General features: G+C 60.9%; 8 protein-coding genes. 6 read left to right on the top strand and 2 right to left on the bottom strand.

Annotated elements, in window-relative coordinates:
- Positions 1-76: 76 nt before the first annotated feature.
- The gene (locus RA21_RS14885) at positions 77-916 is read left to right on the top strand and encodes a DMT family transporter (protein WP_019297396.1); all 840 of its coding nucleotides are present in this window, start codon (positions 77-79) and stop codon (positions 914-916) included.
- A 32-nt stretch (positions 917-948) separates the two neighbouring features.
- On the opposite strand, the gene RA21_RS14880 is transcribed toward RA21_RS14885, so the two are convergent.
- A complete protein-coding gene (locus tag RA21_RS14880; protein WP_039150239.1) occupies positions 949-3,900 on the bottom strand; it encodes an ATP-binding protein in 2,952 nt (983 codons plus the stop codon).
- 184 nt (positions 3,901-4,084) lie between these two features.
- Positions 4,085-6,433, bottom strand: coding sequence for a methyl-accepting chemotaxis protein (locus RA21_RS14875; RefSeq protein ID WP_082008962.1), 2,349 nt, complete (start codon positions 6,431-6,433; stop codon positions 4,085-4,087).
- A gap of 454 nt (positions 6,434-6,887) precedes the next feature.
- On the opposite strand from RA21_RS14875, the gene RA21_RS14870 reads away from it, so the two are divergent.
- From RA21_RS14870 to fdhF, 5 genes are all read left to right on the top strand, one after another.
- Positions 6,888-9,767 carry a Hint domain-containing protein gene (locus RA21_RS14870; protein WP_039150235.1) on the top strand — a complete coding sequence of 960 codons (2,880 nt, stop codon included), beginning with the start codon at positions 6,888-6,890 and terminating at the stop codon, positions 9,765-9,767.
- A gap of 152 nt (positions 9,768-9,919) precedes the next feature.
- Entirely contained in the window at positions 9,920-10,630 is a 711-nt protein-coding gene (locus RA21_RS14865; RefSeq protein ID WP_241483510.1) for a winged helix DNA-binding protein, read from the top strand.
- A gap of 52 nt (positions 10,631-10,682) precedes the next feature.
- Complete coding sequence (locus RA21_RS14860) at positions 10,683-11,594, top strand: LysR family transcriptional regulator (protein WP_019297401.1); 912 nt, start codon at positions 10,683-10,685, stop codon at positions 11,592-11,594.
- 93 nt (positions 11,595-11,687) lie between these two features.
- The gene (locus RA21_RS14855; RefSeq protein ID WP_039150229.1) at positions 11,688-13,376 is read left to right on the top strand and encodes an NAD(P)H-dependent oxidoreductase subunit E; all 1,689 of its coding nucleotides are present in this window, start codon (positions 11,688-11,690) and stop codon (positions 13,374-13,376) included.
- A gap of 3 nt (positions 13,377-13,379) precedes the next feature.
- Positions 13,380-16,154 (top strand): formate dehydrogenase subunit alpha, encoded by a 2,775-nt coding sequence (gene fdhF / locus RA21_RS14850; protein ID WP_039150226.1) that lies wholly within the window; start codon positions 13,380-13,382, stop codon positions 16,152-16,154.
- The last annotated feature ends 131 nt before the right edge of the window (positions 16,155-16,285 follow it).

Below are 16,285 nucleotides of genomic sequence, written 5' to 3'. Positions count from 1 at the left end.
CTGATCGAGGAAATGCCTGAAGGCGCAGGAGAGGAAAATTCCGCCGACGGGTTCTTGCCGAAAGACTGAACAGGATATGACGCTTCCCGTAATTGCCATCATTCTATCTGCTGCCCTGCTGCATGCGCTGTGGAATGCTATCGTAAAGACGGCCGCCGACCGCACTACCACCCTTGGTCTCGTGGCGTTCGGCCAGGTGATTCCAAGTGCAGTGATGATTGCAGTTCTGCCGCTGCCTTCGGCAGAGAGTTTTCCTTATATTCTGGCGTCGACCGTCGTGCATTTCGGCTACTACTACATGCTGGGCCGCGCCTATCAGCACGGTGACCTCAGCGTGGTGTACCCGATTGCCCGGGGTATCGTGCCAGCCCTTGTGGGCCTATGGGCGATGGCCTTCGCGGGGGAAATGCTGCCGTTGCAGGCCTGGGCAGGAATTGCAGTGATTGCCTTCGGTATCCAGCTCAGCAGTTGGAAGGCACTGCGTTCGGGGGTTGGGCGTGCGGCTTTTGGCTTTGCGGCGGGCACTGGCTTTTGCATTTCGATCTATTCTGTCGTCGACGGGTTGGGCGTGCGCCTTTCAGGCAATACGCTCAGCTATTGGGCCTGGGGTGCTTTCCTGCACATCTTTATTGCCGGTTTTGTCGCATTCCGCAGGCGGCGCAGCCTTGCTGCGCTGCCAGGGAAAGTCTGGGTTTTGGGCATTGCGGGCGGGCTGGTGTCGATGACGGCCTACGGGCTGGTGCTTTACGCCAAGAACTTTGCACCGCTGGGGGCGGTATCCGCACTGCGGGAAACTTCGGTGATTTTTGCGGCTTTGATCGGCTTTGTGTTTCTCAAGGAAGGCTACTGGATGCGGCGGCTGGGCGCGGCGGTGCTGATGGCAGCTGGTGTAGGGCTGATCGGAGCAGCTGTATAAAAGAGAGGCAGAAGGGCCGTCAGCAGTTGTGTTCAGGCACTGGCACGAGGCTCTTGCTGAGCTGGCCGCTCCGTCAGAAAAGCCGCCAGTGTTTGCAGCAGCACGGCCTTTTTCACGGGTTTGGCCAGAAATTTGTCCATCCCCGCATCCAGGCAAGCTTGCTGATCGCTTGCAAACGCGTTGGCTGTCAGGGCCACGATGGCAGGCTGAGGGATGGCTAAGCTGCGGATTTCCCGGGTTGCGCCGATTCCGTCCAGCACCGGCATGGACATGTCCATCAGGATGATATCCGGTTGCAGCTGTTTGCACAGGTCCACCGCTGTGCGGCCGTTCGCGGCTTCGGCCAGCTCCACCGGCTGGCCGCGCAGGTATTTGCGGATTAGCAGCCTGTTAGTCTGATTGTCTTCGGCCAAGAGTACCTTGCAGGGGGCAAGCTGCGGGGCGCTTTCCAGGGGGAAAGCGTCCGTTTGGCCTGATGCTTCGCCTGACGGGGCCAATTGCAGCTCCAGGCGGAAGCAAGAACCCTGGCCAAGTTCAGACAATACTGAGATGCCGCCGCCCATCCGCTTTGCAAGCATACTGGAAATGGTCAAACCCAGTCCGGTGCCGCCAAATGCCTTAGTTGTTGCCGCATCAGCTTGAGTGAACCGGTCAAAGATGTGGCGCGCCTGGTTCTCGGAGATCCCGATGCCGCTGTCCTCCACTTCAATAACCAGACGGTACAGATCACCTGGCGCATGTGAGATCCGGACGGCGATTTTGCCCTCTGCAGTGAATTTCACGGCGTTGCCAATCAGGTTGACCAGGATCTGGCGCATCCGCCCGTCATCCCCGTGCATTCGTTCCGGCAACCCGTCTGCGTAGCTGATTTCCAGCGGCAGGCCTTTTTCCTGCGCTTTCGGACGGAACAGATTTGCAGCACTGCTGACGCAATCGCGCAGATTGAAGTCTTCACTGGTGATAGAAAATTTGCCCGCTTCCAGCCGCGACAGGTCGAGGATGTCGTTGATGATCTTCAGCAGCGCCTGGGCCGAGCTGCGGATGGTCTCCACGTTTTGCTGTTCGTCTGGCGGCAGTTCCGCCTCTGCCAGGAGGTCAGCCATACCAATGATGCCATTCATCGGTGTGCGGATCTCATGGCTCATGTTGGCCAGAAACTCAGATTTGGCGCGGTCGGCTTGTTCCGCGGCTAGTTTGGCTTCGGCCAGCTCGCGTTCACGTTGTTTGCTGCCTGTGATGTCCCGTTCGATACCAATGATCAGATCCACGGATCCGTCCGCGTTCGTGACCGGCACGATGTTGGTGTCAAACCAGACCTCGTCACCAGCCTTCGTGTAATTGAGAACCTCGTTGTGGTAGCGGATGCCAAGGTCCTTGTGCCGGTTCATTTCCTGAATCACCTTGGCGTCGGTGTTCGGTCCGTCCAGAAGTTCCGAAGGCGTGCGGCCGATAGCGTCATCGGCCAAATAGCCGGTTGCCCGCGTAAATGCATCGTTAACCCAGAGAATCCGCCTTTCTGCGTCTGTAAGGATAATGCTGTCGGACGCGTGTTTGGCCACCAGCGACAGGCGGTGCAGTTCCGCCTGCTGTTTTTGCAGTTCAGCATGCGCCTGTTCCAAGGCCTGTTTGCCTTGTTTCAGCTCGCTGTTCCTTTCGGACAGGGTCTGGTTGGCGCAGATCAGTTCCTCGCGCAGGCGGACATCCTCGGACACATTCCAATTTACACCGATCATCCAGTTCCGGCCGCGCGCGTCGGTGAACGGGCTGGCCAGTGCCCGGATGTGCTTGAGCGTGCCGTTGTCCAGGACGATTCGGAAATCAGACGCAAAGCTCGTGTTTTTCTGTTCAGCCGTTTCGAGGGCGTCGAGAACCCTGCCGCGGTCGTCAGGATGCAGTTTTTCGGCCCAGGCCGCCGCGCTCGGCGGGCCCTGTTCTTCGGGCACATCGTACAGCTCATGCATCCGGCTGTCCCAGCTGGCCTGGCGGGTCGTGCCGTCGTACTCCCAGATCCCGACCTTGGATGTTTTGACCGCAATTTCCAACCGCCGTGAGACGGCCTCCAGTTCAGCCTCTCTGTAGCGCAGTTTGCCGATCACAGCTTGCCGTGCTGCGGACAGCCTGCCGGCCAGAAAGGTTGGGAACACGATCAGAGTGCCGGCCGCCAGCAGGGCAAGCCGCAGCTGCCACAGGTTGTCAGGGTTTTCTTGCCACCCGCCTCGCGGACGGGCCGCCAGCTGCCAGGAACCAGCGGGGAGGCTGATGTCCATAACCACCGGGTGGTCTGAAAGAATGCCAGTTGAACCAAAGAATTGCCGGCCAGCCGCCCCGGTGCCGTCGCGCCCGGTCAACGCAATGTCCAAGCCGCCGCCGCTGTTTAACTCCGTTGCTGCATAAAGAGTCTCTGTTTCAACGACTGCTGACAGGATACCCCAGAACGTCCGCTTCGTCCCGGTGCCGGTAAAAATCGGCAGGCGGTAGATGAATCCGGTGCCGCCCTGAACAAGGTCAACCGGTCCTGCCAGCACCATCTCGCCGCTGTCACGCACCCGGTGTGCGGCGGCGCGCTGGGCATCGTTCCTGTTGTAGTCCAATCCAAGGGCCGCTTCGTTGCCCCGCATTGGATGAACCAGAGAAACCACTAGCCCTGGAGCCGCCGCGATATGCCGGATGGCGGTCTTTCCCTCCAGAACCTGAGCAGCAATCCGGCTGAACCGCTCCTGTCCCATGTCCGGTTCGGTGGCCAGCATGGCCGATAGGCCGCGCAGCCGCTGGTAGTCGCCGTTCAGCTGCCCTTCGAGGCGGGACTTGACCATCCCTGCCGCCTGCTGGGTATCAGCGCGCTGGGACTGGTAATGGATCGTGGCGTTCTGTCTTTCGGCATAAAGCCCCGCAGCGCAGACCACGGCCAAAGCAAGCAGCGCAGGCAGGTAAGTCCTGTTGCTAAGGGCGCGCAGCCAGCTTGCGGGGAAGTTTGACACGGCCATCCAGCCACCTTTGCTTTTTCAGAAACACTGTTGGCAATTGCGGCCTTTGATTGAGCCAAGTGTTCGGTTCTGTCCCATTTTCCTTTTAAAGTCTGAAAATCCGGTTTTCACAACATCATTGCGGCTGGCGGCCGCGCAGGTGTGGCACATGCGGCAGCCGAATTGCATCGGCCGCCCGGCAGGATCAGAAATCCTGCCATTTCGCCAAGGCGGCTGATCCGTCCGAGACCGGCATGGCAGCCGGCGCCTGCGGCACTTCATCCCAGCCGGTTCCATGCGCCGTGGGAAGTTCCGGCTCTGGGGCCTGACGGGGTGCGGGCATGTCCAGCCCGACGTTGAATTGCGCCACCAGTCCGGCCAGATTTGAGGCATCGCCGTTCAGCAGCTGGCCCGCCGCTGTCATCTGCTCGACCATGGCGGCGTTTTGCTGGGTGACCTGATCCAGCTGCATCACCCCGGTATTGATCTCGCCAATGCCGGTGGACTGTTCGGCCGCACCTTCGGCAATGTCCGACACCAGCCCCGAAATATGCGACACCTGCGACACGATGCTGTGCAGTGCTTCGCCTGCTTTTCCAACAAGGTCCACGCCCTTTTCGACCTGCTCGCCTGAATTGGAGATCAGCGCCTTGATTTCCATCGCCGCATCCGAGGAGCGCTGCGCCAGCGCCCTCACTTCGGAGGCGACGACGGCAAATCCGCGCCCCGCGTCACCTGCGCGGGCGGCCTCGACACCCGCATTCAAGGCCAGGAGGTTGGTCTGGAAGGCAATGTCGTCAATCACCCCGATGATCTGCGAAATATGGCGCGCGGATTCCTCAATGCCGTTCATAGCGGATACCGCGTTCTGTACGACTTCGCCGCTGGTTTTCGCTTCGTCCCGGGCCTCGTTCATTGCGGCTTCCACTTCGCGCGCGCCATTGGCGGCTGCCTTGACGCTGGCGGTCATCTGATCGAGAGCTGCGGCTGTCTGTTCCAAAGTTGCAGCCTGGCTTTCGGTGCGCTGCGACAGGTCGTCGGATGCCTGGCTGATTTCCGAGGTGCCGTTGCGGATGCTGGTGGTGGCCTCCACCACCTCGCGGACGGTTGCATTCAGGGTGTTGACCGTCTGGTTGAAGTCCAGCCGCAGGCCTTTGTAGGCCTCGGGGAAAGGGGTGTCGATCGTGGTTGAAAAATTGCCCTGGGCCAGATGGGTCAGGCCAGTGCGCAATTCGTTCACCACAAGGTCCTGCTCGCGCTGCGCTTCCGCCCGTTCCTCTTCGGCAAGCTGGGCATTTTGCAGATCGGATTTGAAGCCTTCCAGAATACCGGCGATATTGCCGAATTCGTCGCCGGTTCCCAGCCCGGCAACAGGATGATCATAGTCCTTGGCAGCAATGTGTTCGACGCTGTCCGACAGGCCGGATACCTTGCGTGCAATGCCGCGGGCCGCAATCCAAGAGAGCAGCGCCACTGCGAGGGCAACGCCAACGGCCTGCAGCATGGAGGCATTGACCAGGCTTTTCTCGGCGGCTAGGGCCTCAGCGCTGTCGACTTCCAGCACAATTCCCCAGGTGCGGTCGTCCAGCCCGACGCTGGCAGCCATTGCCTCAACCGCCTGGCCGGCAAGCCCGGGGGTTCCGGAGAAGCTGCTTTCCCCACCGCTGAGCGCTGCGGTGATCTGCTGCAGCTCGGGCAGCTTTGTCAGGACTTGATGGCCGTCTTCACGGTCCGACGCGGTAAGGGCGATGCCGTCGCCGCGCACTAGGTAAGCCTGCCCGGTTTCTCCGAGCAGCGCTGAATGGGACAGGATACCGGAGATACCGTTTACCGGCACCCGCAGAACCAGCGCCCCCATGATCGCGCCTTTCTTGAAGACGGGCGAAGAGATAAACATTGCCGCCGCCCCGCCATCCGGCTCATAGGCAGCCATTTCTGACAGGAAGACATTGCCTTGTTCCATTTCCAGGGCGGTGCGGAAGGCCTGGCCCAGTCCGCTGTCCTTATACGGTCCGTCCAGATAGTTCAGCGCGAAGTCTTCATTCTTGTGGACCGAGTAGACCATGTTGCCCTGCACATCCAAAAGATAGGCATCCAGAAAACCCTGCTCTTCAAGGAAGGTCACAAAACCGGCGTGGTTCATCTTATGGCGGATGGACCATGCGGATTTGTCTTTGGCGTCCAGCAGTTTGTAGCGTTCGCCTGCCGGGTTTGGGTTACCATCGGCATAGGATGCGCGCAGATAGCTGCTGGGATCGTCGCCAAGCGAGTAGAAACCGTTGGAGAAGTCGCGCAAAGCGGTTTCAACTGCCTTGCTGGCGACCAGCGTCCGGGTCTGGGACCGCAACCCCGCAACCCAATTCTCCAGCGCTTCCTTGCGCTCTTCCAGAAGCGTGGCATAGGCCGCCTCGCGGTTGGATTTCAGCGCCTGCCCGGCCTCCCAGGCAAAGAAAAAGCCTGAAGCAAGCGTCAGAAAGATTGTCGGCGCGGCAATTGAAAGCGGCAGCTTGCGGCCCAGCCGCATGTTGTTCCAAAATTTAAACAGTCGAGTCATTACGGCGAAGTTCCCATCAACATTTCGGTCTGCCGGACTGCCTGAAAGCGGCCATTGGCGGTGCCAGCAGTGAGGTGCTGGGCAGGAGAACACTCCGAGGGATTCATTTCAGGGCCGTTAAAATGCGCGCTGCCTCCTGTTTTGGGGGCGAAAAGGCAGTGTGGAGCCACAATTTTTTTGACTCACTTTTACCGGAATGCTGTCCGGGCGGAGCGAATCATGTGCAGCTGGTCAGGGAAATGATGCCCGGAGGGCTTTGGGTCAGCAGTTGAAAGTTGCCGCAGGTCATTCCGCTCCCTCTCCGCAGGTCCGAAAATGAAGAGTCATGATGCCCGGCGGGTTTACCATTCATTACCGGGATACGTGTACTAAAGACCGCAGCTGCGCTGCCTTTTCCTGAATTGTTTTGCCCGTTTGGGAGCGTCGGCCCCTGGCCAAGAAACGAGATTGAAATATGCCTATACCTGATTGGCTCTCCGGCCTTCTTGCGACTTTGAAAGGCACTGGGGGCCACGATAAGCTTGCCGGTTCTACCGGTGATGACATCATCGAAGCGGGCCTGGGCAACGACACTGTTGCGGGTGAGGAAGGCAGCGACGTCATTGATGGTGGTGAAGGCGACGACGTTATCTATGGCGACATGGGGGACGGTTTCGACCAGGGTGCGGATGCCAGCCCGCTCGAACTGAAGATCAACAACATCCAGACGGTATCGCATGACGGCTGGACGGGGTCTGCGGGCGATTTTGCTGTCTTCAGCGATGTCGCGACGCTGGAGGATGGCACCAAGGTCTGGGGCAAGCTGGTCCTGGTTGAGAAATCGAACGCGAATATGTCGGTGCAGTTCGGCTATACCGACGGCGCCGAAATCTTGTTGGAAGGCGATCAGACAGGCGATCAGGCGACGTTCCGGCTGGAATTTTTCGATCCGGCAACGGGTGAGCCGGTTTACCTGAATTCCACAGCCACGTTCAACGATATCGACGACAACAGCGGCTACGGTGATGCCGAGGCGGTCATCATCGACGGCAACAGCTACACCTCTTTTGGCGTCTCTTCGGATTCCAACCTCAATGTTTCGACTGACGGCAGTTTGATAACGGCCGCCGGGACGCAGCTGAACGCATATACGGATCAGAGTGCCTGGTTTTCTGCCGGGTTCGAGGATCAGTCGTCAATTGAGTTCACTCTTCAAACCCGTGACGGTCTGGCGGGTTTCACCCTGTCCGGGGACGTCATCGACGATGCCGTTGTCACTCCTATCGAGCAGGGTGCCGACACCGTGCTGGGCGGCGCCGGCAATGACATCGTTTTTGGGCAGGGCGGCAATGACTCCCTGCTGGGGGAGGAGGGTGACGACAGCCTGGACGGCGGTGACGGCGACGATGTTCTGGAAGGCGGAGAGGGGGCGGATACGCTGATCGGCGGGGCCGGGGGCGATACGCTCTCCGGCGGCGATGGCAATGACTATATTGACGGCGGTGAAGGCAACGACTTCCTGTCAACCGGGCTGGGTAACGATACGCTGGTCGGCGGTGAGGGCGACGATACACTGCAAAACTCGGCTGGCGATGACAGCCTTGTTGGTGGCACCGGCAACGACAGCATTGTCGCAACCGACGGCAATGACACGCTGGAAGGCGGCGATGGCAACGACACGTTGTACGGCGGCAATGATAACGATGTGATGGCCGGCGGCGCCGATGCAGACCTGATGTACGGCGAGGTCGGCAACGACAGTCTGGACGGCGGTGATGGCGACGATGTGATGGACGGCGGGTCAGGGGCGGATACTCTGATCGGCGGTCTTGGCGCCGACACGATCTCCGGCGGCGACGGTGACGACTATATCGAGGGCGGCGACGGCGATGACAGCCTCACCACTGGCTTGGGCAACGACACGCTGATTGGCGGTGCAGGCAACGATACGCTCAGAAACTCGGCCGGGGATGACAGCCTTGTTGGCGGCACCGGCGACGACAGTATCGTAGCGACAGACGGCAACGACACGCTGGAAGGCGGCGACGGCGCCGACACGATGTACGGCGGTAACGATGACGACCTGCTGATTGGCGGCAGCGGCGCCGACGTGATGCATGGCGAGGCCGATGCCGATACTTTTGAGATGTCGGACGGGTTCGGCAATGACACCCTGACCGGCGGCGAGGCCGGGAACGACTATGATACCGTCGACGTTTCAGGCGTCACGACAGGCGTCACGGTCACCTATACCGGGGACGAAGCCGGCACCATTACCGACGGCACCGACACGATCACCTTCTCCGAGGTCGAGGCGCTCAACCTGACGGATCAGGCGGATGTCGTGGACGCCTCTGCCGACAGCGCCGGCACCGTGATTGACGCAGGTGCCGGTGACGACACAGTGACATTCGGTGCCGGTGATGACTCGATCACCAGCGGCACCGGCTATGACGAACTGATCCTGAGCGGCGGCGGCGGCACCGATACGATCACCGATTTCAGCATCGCCGATGACGACAGCGACGGCTTCTACAATGACCAACTGGACGTCTCGGACCTGACAGGCGGCACCGGGCCTGCCGGTGCGGTGCGCGCCTGGGATATTTCTGTCAGCGATGACGGATTCGGCAATGCCCTGCTCACCTTCCCGAGCGGTGAAAAGCTGGTCCTTCAGGGGGTCACTCCGGCGCAGATGTCCACTGCGCCGCAGATGTATTCCGCCGGCATCCCTTGTTTTACACCGGAAGTCATGTTGGCCACCCGGCGCGGGGCGGTGCCGGCCGGGCAGATCCGCGTGGGGGATTTATTGCAGACCGCTGACAATGGCTATCAGCCGGTGATCTGGACCGGCAGCCGTACTCTGAGCCCTGAAGATCTGGCCCGGCGTCCGCAACTGCGCCCTTACAGAGTACACCCGGGCGGCTTACTGTCCCCGGAACGGCCTATGCTGCTGTCGCCGCAGCACCGTCTGCTGGTTGGGCGCAAGGCCTTTGCGGGGGACCGCCAGTTCGAAGAGAGCTTCATGACGGCCAAACTGCTGGCGGAGATCGACCCTAACTGCACCCAACTGAGCGAAATGAACGGCCCGGTCACCTATGTCCATCTCATGACAGAGCAGCACGAAGTAATTTTCGCTGAAGGTGCTGCAACCGAGACCTTCTGGCCCGGCCCCGAAGCTGTTCGCGGACTGACCGATGACGGCAGGCAGGAGCTGTTTGACCTGTTTCCCGAATTGACGGCCGCAAATTACCTGTCCGGCAAACCGGGCAGGGCTCAGGTGCGCGCAGCCTATGGAGGGCTCGCCCGCTACGCCATCAAACGGCGCGATTTGCAGAACCTCGTTTTGGGCTGAGCTTCTTTGCCCGCAGGCAGCCCCTGCCTTGTGGTGGCGTCCTGCACTTCTGGCCAAACGGCATCAGAACTGAGTTCCGCAACTTCAACGCTGCTCCTTCACCTCGGCCGCGCCCAGCCTTTCCCAGACCTGCTGCAATATCCGGCGGGGTATTGCAGTCTGGAGAATTTGGTTGGATATGTTGCGGGTCATTTGAATTGGATTTTCGGAATTGCGCCCGGTCCCCTGGCAGGGGGAGTTATTGCAACGGAGTGTTCGCCGGGCAGGCGCGGTATGCGCCGGATATTCTAATCCGCAGCATTTTTGCCGTTTCCGGCAGCATTTATTGGAGTTGTTCGTTGGATCATTCAGTCGGCCCTTCCACATATTCACATCCGTCTGCCGAACTGGCCAGGGAAAAGCTGCATAGCCTGGAACTGGCGATGCAGCGGGCACACGAAGGCTTGATCCGCTGGCAGGCAGAGAACTTTGAACAGCTGAGCAGCGCGACGCTGTCGGGGGCTGAAATCACCCTTTTGCTGCTGATTGGTGATGGCGGCCGGGCCAAGTCAATCAAGGAAATGGCCCGGATCACCAATCGCGTGGATATTCCCAACATCCAGTATTCCTTGCGCAAGCTGGCCTCTGCCGGGCTTACGCAAAAGAAAGGGGCCGGCCGTTCCGGTGTGTCCTACAGCCTTACGGAAGAGGGCTGCCGGACAGTCGCAGAGATGCGGATGGCCCGGGATGAAAGGCTGGGGCGGGCTCTTGCGGACCGCCCGGGGATCGCGGTGCAGCTGGAAAATGCCCTGGCAGTTCTGGAAGAACTGACAGGGCTGTACGGATCCGCGCCGGGAGCTGCAGGATCCGGCAGTCGGGACTGAGCCGGCAACTGTTCCATTGTACAGACCGGCGGCAGCGGCTTAAGGTTCCAACATGATCGAGCTCAAGGACCTTATGCTGCTGACGGCGCTGGCGCGGCACAAGCATTTCGCCAAGGCAGCCGCTGATTGCGGCATGTCGCAGCCGGCCTTTTCGATGCGGATCAGGAACTTGGAAGAGCGGCTGGGTCTTTCCATTGTGCGCCGGGCCAACCGTTTTCAGGGGCTGACGGAGGAAGGCATGATGATCGTGCGCCGGGCGCGGTCGATCCTGGATGATGCCAAGGCGCTGGAACAGGAGATCGCTGCCACCCGCGGCGAGGTGAGCGGCACACTGGTTCTGGGAGTGGTGCCGACCGCCACTGCCTGGGCGGCGCAGCTGGTGGATCAGGTGCATCAGGCCTATCCGCGGATTCTGGCACAGGTGGAGGTCACCACCTCGCTGGCTATTCAGCAGCGTCTGTATGATGGTACAATTGACGCCGGAATTACCTATGCTGATGGTATTGGGCGCGAACTGGTGACGGTTCAGCCTCTGTACGAGGAAAGTTATGTGCTGCTGGCGCCGGAAGACATGGTGGCGGAGCGTGGCGATACGATCAGTTGGGCTGAGGCCGCGGAACTGCCGCTGAGCCTTTTGGACCAGCAGATGCAGAACCGGCGGATTCTGGACCGGATCTTTGCCGATCTGGGGCTGAAGCCGGAGATCGTGTCCGAATCCAACGGCTTCATGGCCTCGATGGTGCTGGCGCGGGAAGGCTCGGCTGCGACCATCCTGCCGCGGGCGCTGATGCAGGCGCTGGGCGAGCTTGGTGGCACCCGGGTTCTGGCGCTGGTGGAGCCGGAGCAGGCGCGCCCGATTTGCATTGCGACTCTGGACCGGACCCCGGAACTCACAACTGTGCGCGCTTTGAAAGAGGTAGTTGCGACGTTTGTAGACGATAGGATGCCGCAAATGGCGTCATAAGATTTTCTGATCGTGCAATCCAATTTCCAGATTTGACGATATTCATTCTTGATGGCATTGGCTGAATGAAAGACGTGCTGACTGGAGGATCCCATGGCACCATTGGATGATAGCAAGGGCGTATGGAAGTCCGGCAAAGGCAAAGGGCGCAAAACGCCCAAAGGCCGCCAGGTTGACGATATTGCGCTGAGCGAGGTTCAGGAACTGCTGGGGGACCGCCCGCGCAACCGTGACCTCTTGATTGAGTTCCTGCACCTGATTCAGGACAAATACGGCTGCCTCAGCGCCGCGCATATCCGGGCGCTGGCCGAGGAGATGCGGACCGGTCAGGCAGAGATCTATGAGGTCGCCACCTTCTACGCCCATTTTGATGTGGTGAAGGAAGGCGAGACACCGCCGCCCGCACTGACCATCCGGGTCTGCGATTCGCTGTCTTGCGAACTGGCGGGTGCCCAGCAGTTGCAAAAGGCGCTGGAAGACGGTCTGGATGCTTCCCAGGTTCGCGTGCTGCGCGCGCCCTGCATGGGCCGCTGCGACACTGCCCCGGTTCTGGAAATCGGCCACAACCACATCGACCACGCGACTGTGGAGAAAGTGGAAGCGGCGATTGCGGCAGACGACACCCATGCACACGTGCCCGAGTATGAAACCTTCGCTGCTTATGAAGCGGAAGGCGGCTATGCCACGCTGAAAGACCTGCGTGCGGGTGGCGACTGGGAAGCGGTTCAGGCGAAAGTCAAAGAAGCCGGTCTGCGCGGCCTGGGCGGCGCTGGCTTTCCGTCCGGCACCAAATGGGGCTTTGTGCGTGCCAACGAAGGCCCGCGCTATCTGGCCGTGAACGGCGACGAAGGCGAGCCCGGCACATTCAAGGACCGTTACTACCTGGAGCGCACCCCGCACGTCTTCCTGGAAGGCATGCTGATCGCGTCCTGGGCGGTCGAGGCCGAGAAAGCCTTTATCTACATGCGCGACGAATATCCGGCGGTGCTGGAGATCCTGCGCCGCGAGATCAAGGCGCTGGAAGACGCCGGCATCGTCGAGGAAGGCTACATCGATTTGCGCCGCGGGGCAGGGGCCTATATCTGCGGTGAAGAAAGCGCGATGATCGAGTCGATCGAAGGCAAGCGCGGCGAGCCGCGCCACCGTCCGCCATTTGTGGCGCAGGTGGGTGTCTTCGGCCGCCCGACCCTCGTACACAACGTCGAGACCCTGTACTGGGTCTGCAAGATCAACCGTGAAGGCCCGGAATGCCTGAACTCGGTTGAGAAGAACGGCCGCAAAGGGCTGCGCAGCTACTCGGTTTCGGGTCGGGTGAAGAACCCGGGCGTGCATCTGCTGCCCGCGGGTTCCACTATCACCGACATCATCGAGGCCTGCGGCGGTATGCTGGACGGCCACGCCTTCAAGGCCTACCAGCCGGGCGGTCCGTCCTCGGGCCTGCTGCCTGCGTCGATGCATGACGTGCCGCTCGACTTCGACACGCTGCAGCCGCATGGCACCTTCATCGGTTCCGCCGCCGTGGTTGTCCTGTCTGATCAGGACTCCGCCCGCGACGCGGCGCTGAACATGCTGCGCTTCTTCGAAGACGAAAGCTGCGGCCAGTGCACCCCCTGCCGGGTGGGCTGTGAAAAAGCCGTCAAGCTGATGAGCGAGAAGAAGTGGGATCAGGGCCTGCTGGAAGAGCTGAGCACTGCGATGGTCGATGCCTCGATCTGCGGCCTGGGCCAAGCTGCGCCGAACCCGATCCGCCTGACCATGAAACATTTTCCGGATGAGGTCTGAGCCATGAGCGATAAAGTCACATTCACACTAGATGGCGAACAGGTCACGGCAGACAAGGGCCTGACCATCTGGGAAGTCGCCAACGGCCGCGGGCTGAAGATCCCGCACCTGTGCCACAAGCCGCAGCCGGGCTACCGTCCTGACGGCAACTGCCGCGCCTGCATGGTGGAGATCGAGGGCGAGCGCACGCTGGCGGCCTCCTGTATCCGCGAACCCGCTGAAGGCATGGTCGTCACCACCAACAATGCGCGTGCCGAAAACGCCCGCAAGATGGTGATGGAACTGCTGGTGGCCGACCAGCCCAAGCGGGAAGAGGCGCATGACAAGTCCTCCCACATGTGGGACATGGCTGAGCTGAATGGCGTCACCGAGAGCCGCTTCCCCAAGCTGGAAGAAGGCCGCATTCCGCTGCTGGACGACAGCCACGTTGCCATGAAGGTGAATCTGGACGCCTGTATCTCCTGCGGTCTGTGCGTGCGCGCCTGCCGTGAAGTGCAGGTGAACGATGTGATCGGCATGGCCGGCCGGGGCCACGACGCTTATCCGACCTTCGATATTGCTGACCCGATGGGCCAATCGACTTGTGTGGCTTGCGGCGAATGTGTGCAGGCCTGCCCGACCGGCGCGCTGATGCCCGCCACCGTGCTGGATGAAAACCAGGTTGGCGACAGCAAGGACTACGATTCTGAGACCGAAAGCGTCTGCCCGTTCTGCGGCGTCGGCTGCAAGGTCTCGCTCAAGGTCAAGGATGGCAAGGTCAAGCATGTCGAGGGCATCAACGGCCCGGCAAACGAAGGCCGCCTGTGCGTCAAGGGCCGCTTCGGCTTTGACTACATCCACCATCCGCACCGCCTGACCAAGCCGCTGATCCGCCGCGACGACGCGCCCGCCAAAGGCCTGAACGTCGATCCGGGCAACCTGTCGACCCATTTCCGCGAAGCAACCTGGGAAGAGGCGATGGATCTGGCTTCCAAGGGCCTGATCAAGCTGCGCGACGAAAACCCGAAATCGGTGGCTGGCTTCGGCTCGGCGAAATGCACTAATGAGGAGGCCTACCTCTTCCAGAAGTTCATCCGCCAGGGCTTCAAGCACAACAACGTCGACCACTGCACCCGTCTGTGCCACGCGTCCTCTGTTGCGGCGTTGATTGAAAACGTCGGCTCCGGTGCTGTGACCGCGACCTTCAACGAGATCGAAAACGCGGATGTGGCGATCGTGATCGGCTCCAACCCGATCGAGAACCACCCGGTGGCGGCGACCTACTTCAAGCAGTTCACCAAGCGCGGCGGCAAGCTCATTGTGATGGATCCGCGCGGCGTCGGTCTGCGCCGGTTTGCCACCGAAATGGTGCAGTTCCGCCCCGGCGCCGACGTGTCGATGCTGAACGCAATCATGAGCGTGATTGTCGAGGAAGGCCTGTACGACCAGGAATACATCGACAAATACACTGAGAACTGGGAAGCGGAAAAACAGCATCTGGCGCAATTCACGCCTGAGAAGATGTCGGAAATCTGCGGTGTCTCCCCTGAGCAGCTGCGCAGTGTTGCCCGCACATTTGCGGGTGGCAAGGCTGGCCTGATCTTCTGGGGCATGGGTGTGTCCCAGCACATTCACGGCACCGACAACTCGCGCTGCCTTATCTCGCTGGCGCTGATGACTGGCAACGTGGGCAAGCCGGGTGCCGGCCTGCACCCGCTGCGCGGCCAGAACAACGTGCAGGGCGCGTCGGACGCGGGCCTGATCCCGATGTTCCTGCCGGATTATCAGACCGTGACTTCGGATGATGTCCGCAAGAGCTTCACGGATGTCTGGGGCGGCGGCGACTTCTCAAACGAGAAGGGCCTCACTGTGACCGAGATTGTGGACCAGGCCTATGCTGGCAACATCAAGGGCATGTACATCCAGGGTGAAAACCCGGCGATGTCCGACCCGGATGCCGATCACGCACGGGACGCCTTTGCCAAGCTGGAGCTGATGATCGTTCAGGATATCTTCCTGACCGAAACTGCGAACTATGCCGACATTATCCTGCCGGCCTCTGCGCTCTATGAGAAGAACGGCACCGTGTCGAACACCAACCGCCAAGTGCAGCGGGTGCGCCCCGCCGTGACGCCTCCGGGCGAGGCGCGCGAAGATTGGCAGGTGACTGTCGAACTGGCGCAGCGCATCGGCCTGCCTTGGGACTACAAGGATGTCAGCGAAGTCTTTGCCGAGATGAAGCTGAACATGAAGTCCCTGAACAACATCACCTGGGAGCGTCTGGAAACCGAGACCATCACCTATCCGTCGCTGCATGAGACCGACCCCGGTCAGGCGATTGTGTTCGGTGACGGCTTCCCCCGCCCCGAGGGCCGCGCCCGCTTTACCCCTGCATCGGTGATCCCGCCGGATGAAGCGCCGGATGCGGAGTATCCGATGATCATGACCACCGGCCGCCAGCTGGAGCACTGGCACACCGGGTCGATGACCCGGCGCTCCAAGGTGCTGGATGCGGTGGAGCCGGAAGCGAACTGCTCGCTCAACCCGCGCACGCTCAAGCTGATGGGCATCGAGCCGGGCGAGATGATCCGCCTGTCGACCCGCCGTGGCTCGATCGAGATCATGGCACGTGCCGACAGGGCAATTGCCGAGGATATGGTGTTTGTGCCGTTTGCCTATGTGGAGGCGGCTGCCAACATCCTGACCAACCCGGCGCTGGACCCCTACGGCAAGATCCCCGAGTTCAAGTTCTCGGCGGTGAAGGTCGAGAAGATCGAAGGGCAGATCGCAGCCGAGTGAACCGGCAGGTCTGGTTGACGAAACAGGACGGGCGCGGAACCACAGGTTCCGCGCCCGTTTCTTCTGGCGGCGCCGGGCTGGCGCCCGGCGCGTCAGCGTGCCTCAGTGCCGGGGGGTATGGGGGTATGGGG

Origin of the sequence: Leisingera sp. ANG-DT (genome assembly GCF_000813785.1) — a bacterium.
In the GTDB taxonomy this organism is placed as follows: domain Bacteria; phylum Pseudomonadota; class Alphaproteobacteria; order Rhodobacterales; family Rhodobacteraceae; genus Leisingera.
The sequence above is the reverse complement of the archived record's forward strand: the minus strand, read 5'-3'. Positions and strand labels throughout refer to the sequence as shown.

Excerpts from the sequence above, each read along its gene's own strand:
- RA21_RS14885 (WP_019297396.1), top strand. The coding sequence starts at position 77 with ATGACGCTTCCCGTAATTGCCATCATTCTATCTGCTGCCCTGCTGCAT.
- RA21_RS14880 (WP_039150239.1), bottom strand. The coding sequence starts at position 3,900 with ATGGCCGTGTCAAACTTCCCCGCAAGCTGGCTGCGCGCCCTTAGCAAC.
- RA21_RS14875 (WP_082008962.1), bottom strand. The coding sequence starts at position 6,433 with ATGACTCGACTGTTTAAATTTTGGAACAACATGCGGCTGGGCCGCAAG.
- RA21_RS14870 (WP_039150235.1), top strand. The coding sequence starts at position 6,888 with ATGCCTATACCTGATTGGCTCTCCGGCCTTCTTGCGACTTTGAAAGGC.
- RA21_RS14860 (WP_019297401.1), top strand. The coding sequence starts at position 10,683 with ATGATCGAGCTCAAGGACCTTATGCTGCTGACGGCGCTGGCGCGGCAC.
- RA21_RS14855 (WP_039150229.1), top strand. The coding sequence starts at position 11,688 with ATGGCACCATTGGATGATAGCAAGGGCGTATGGAAGTCCGGCAAAGGC.
- fdhF (WP_039150226.1), top strand. The coding sequence starts at position 13,380 with ATGAGCGATAAAGTCACATTCACACTAGATGGCGAACAGGTCACGGCA.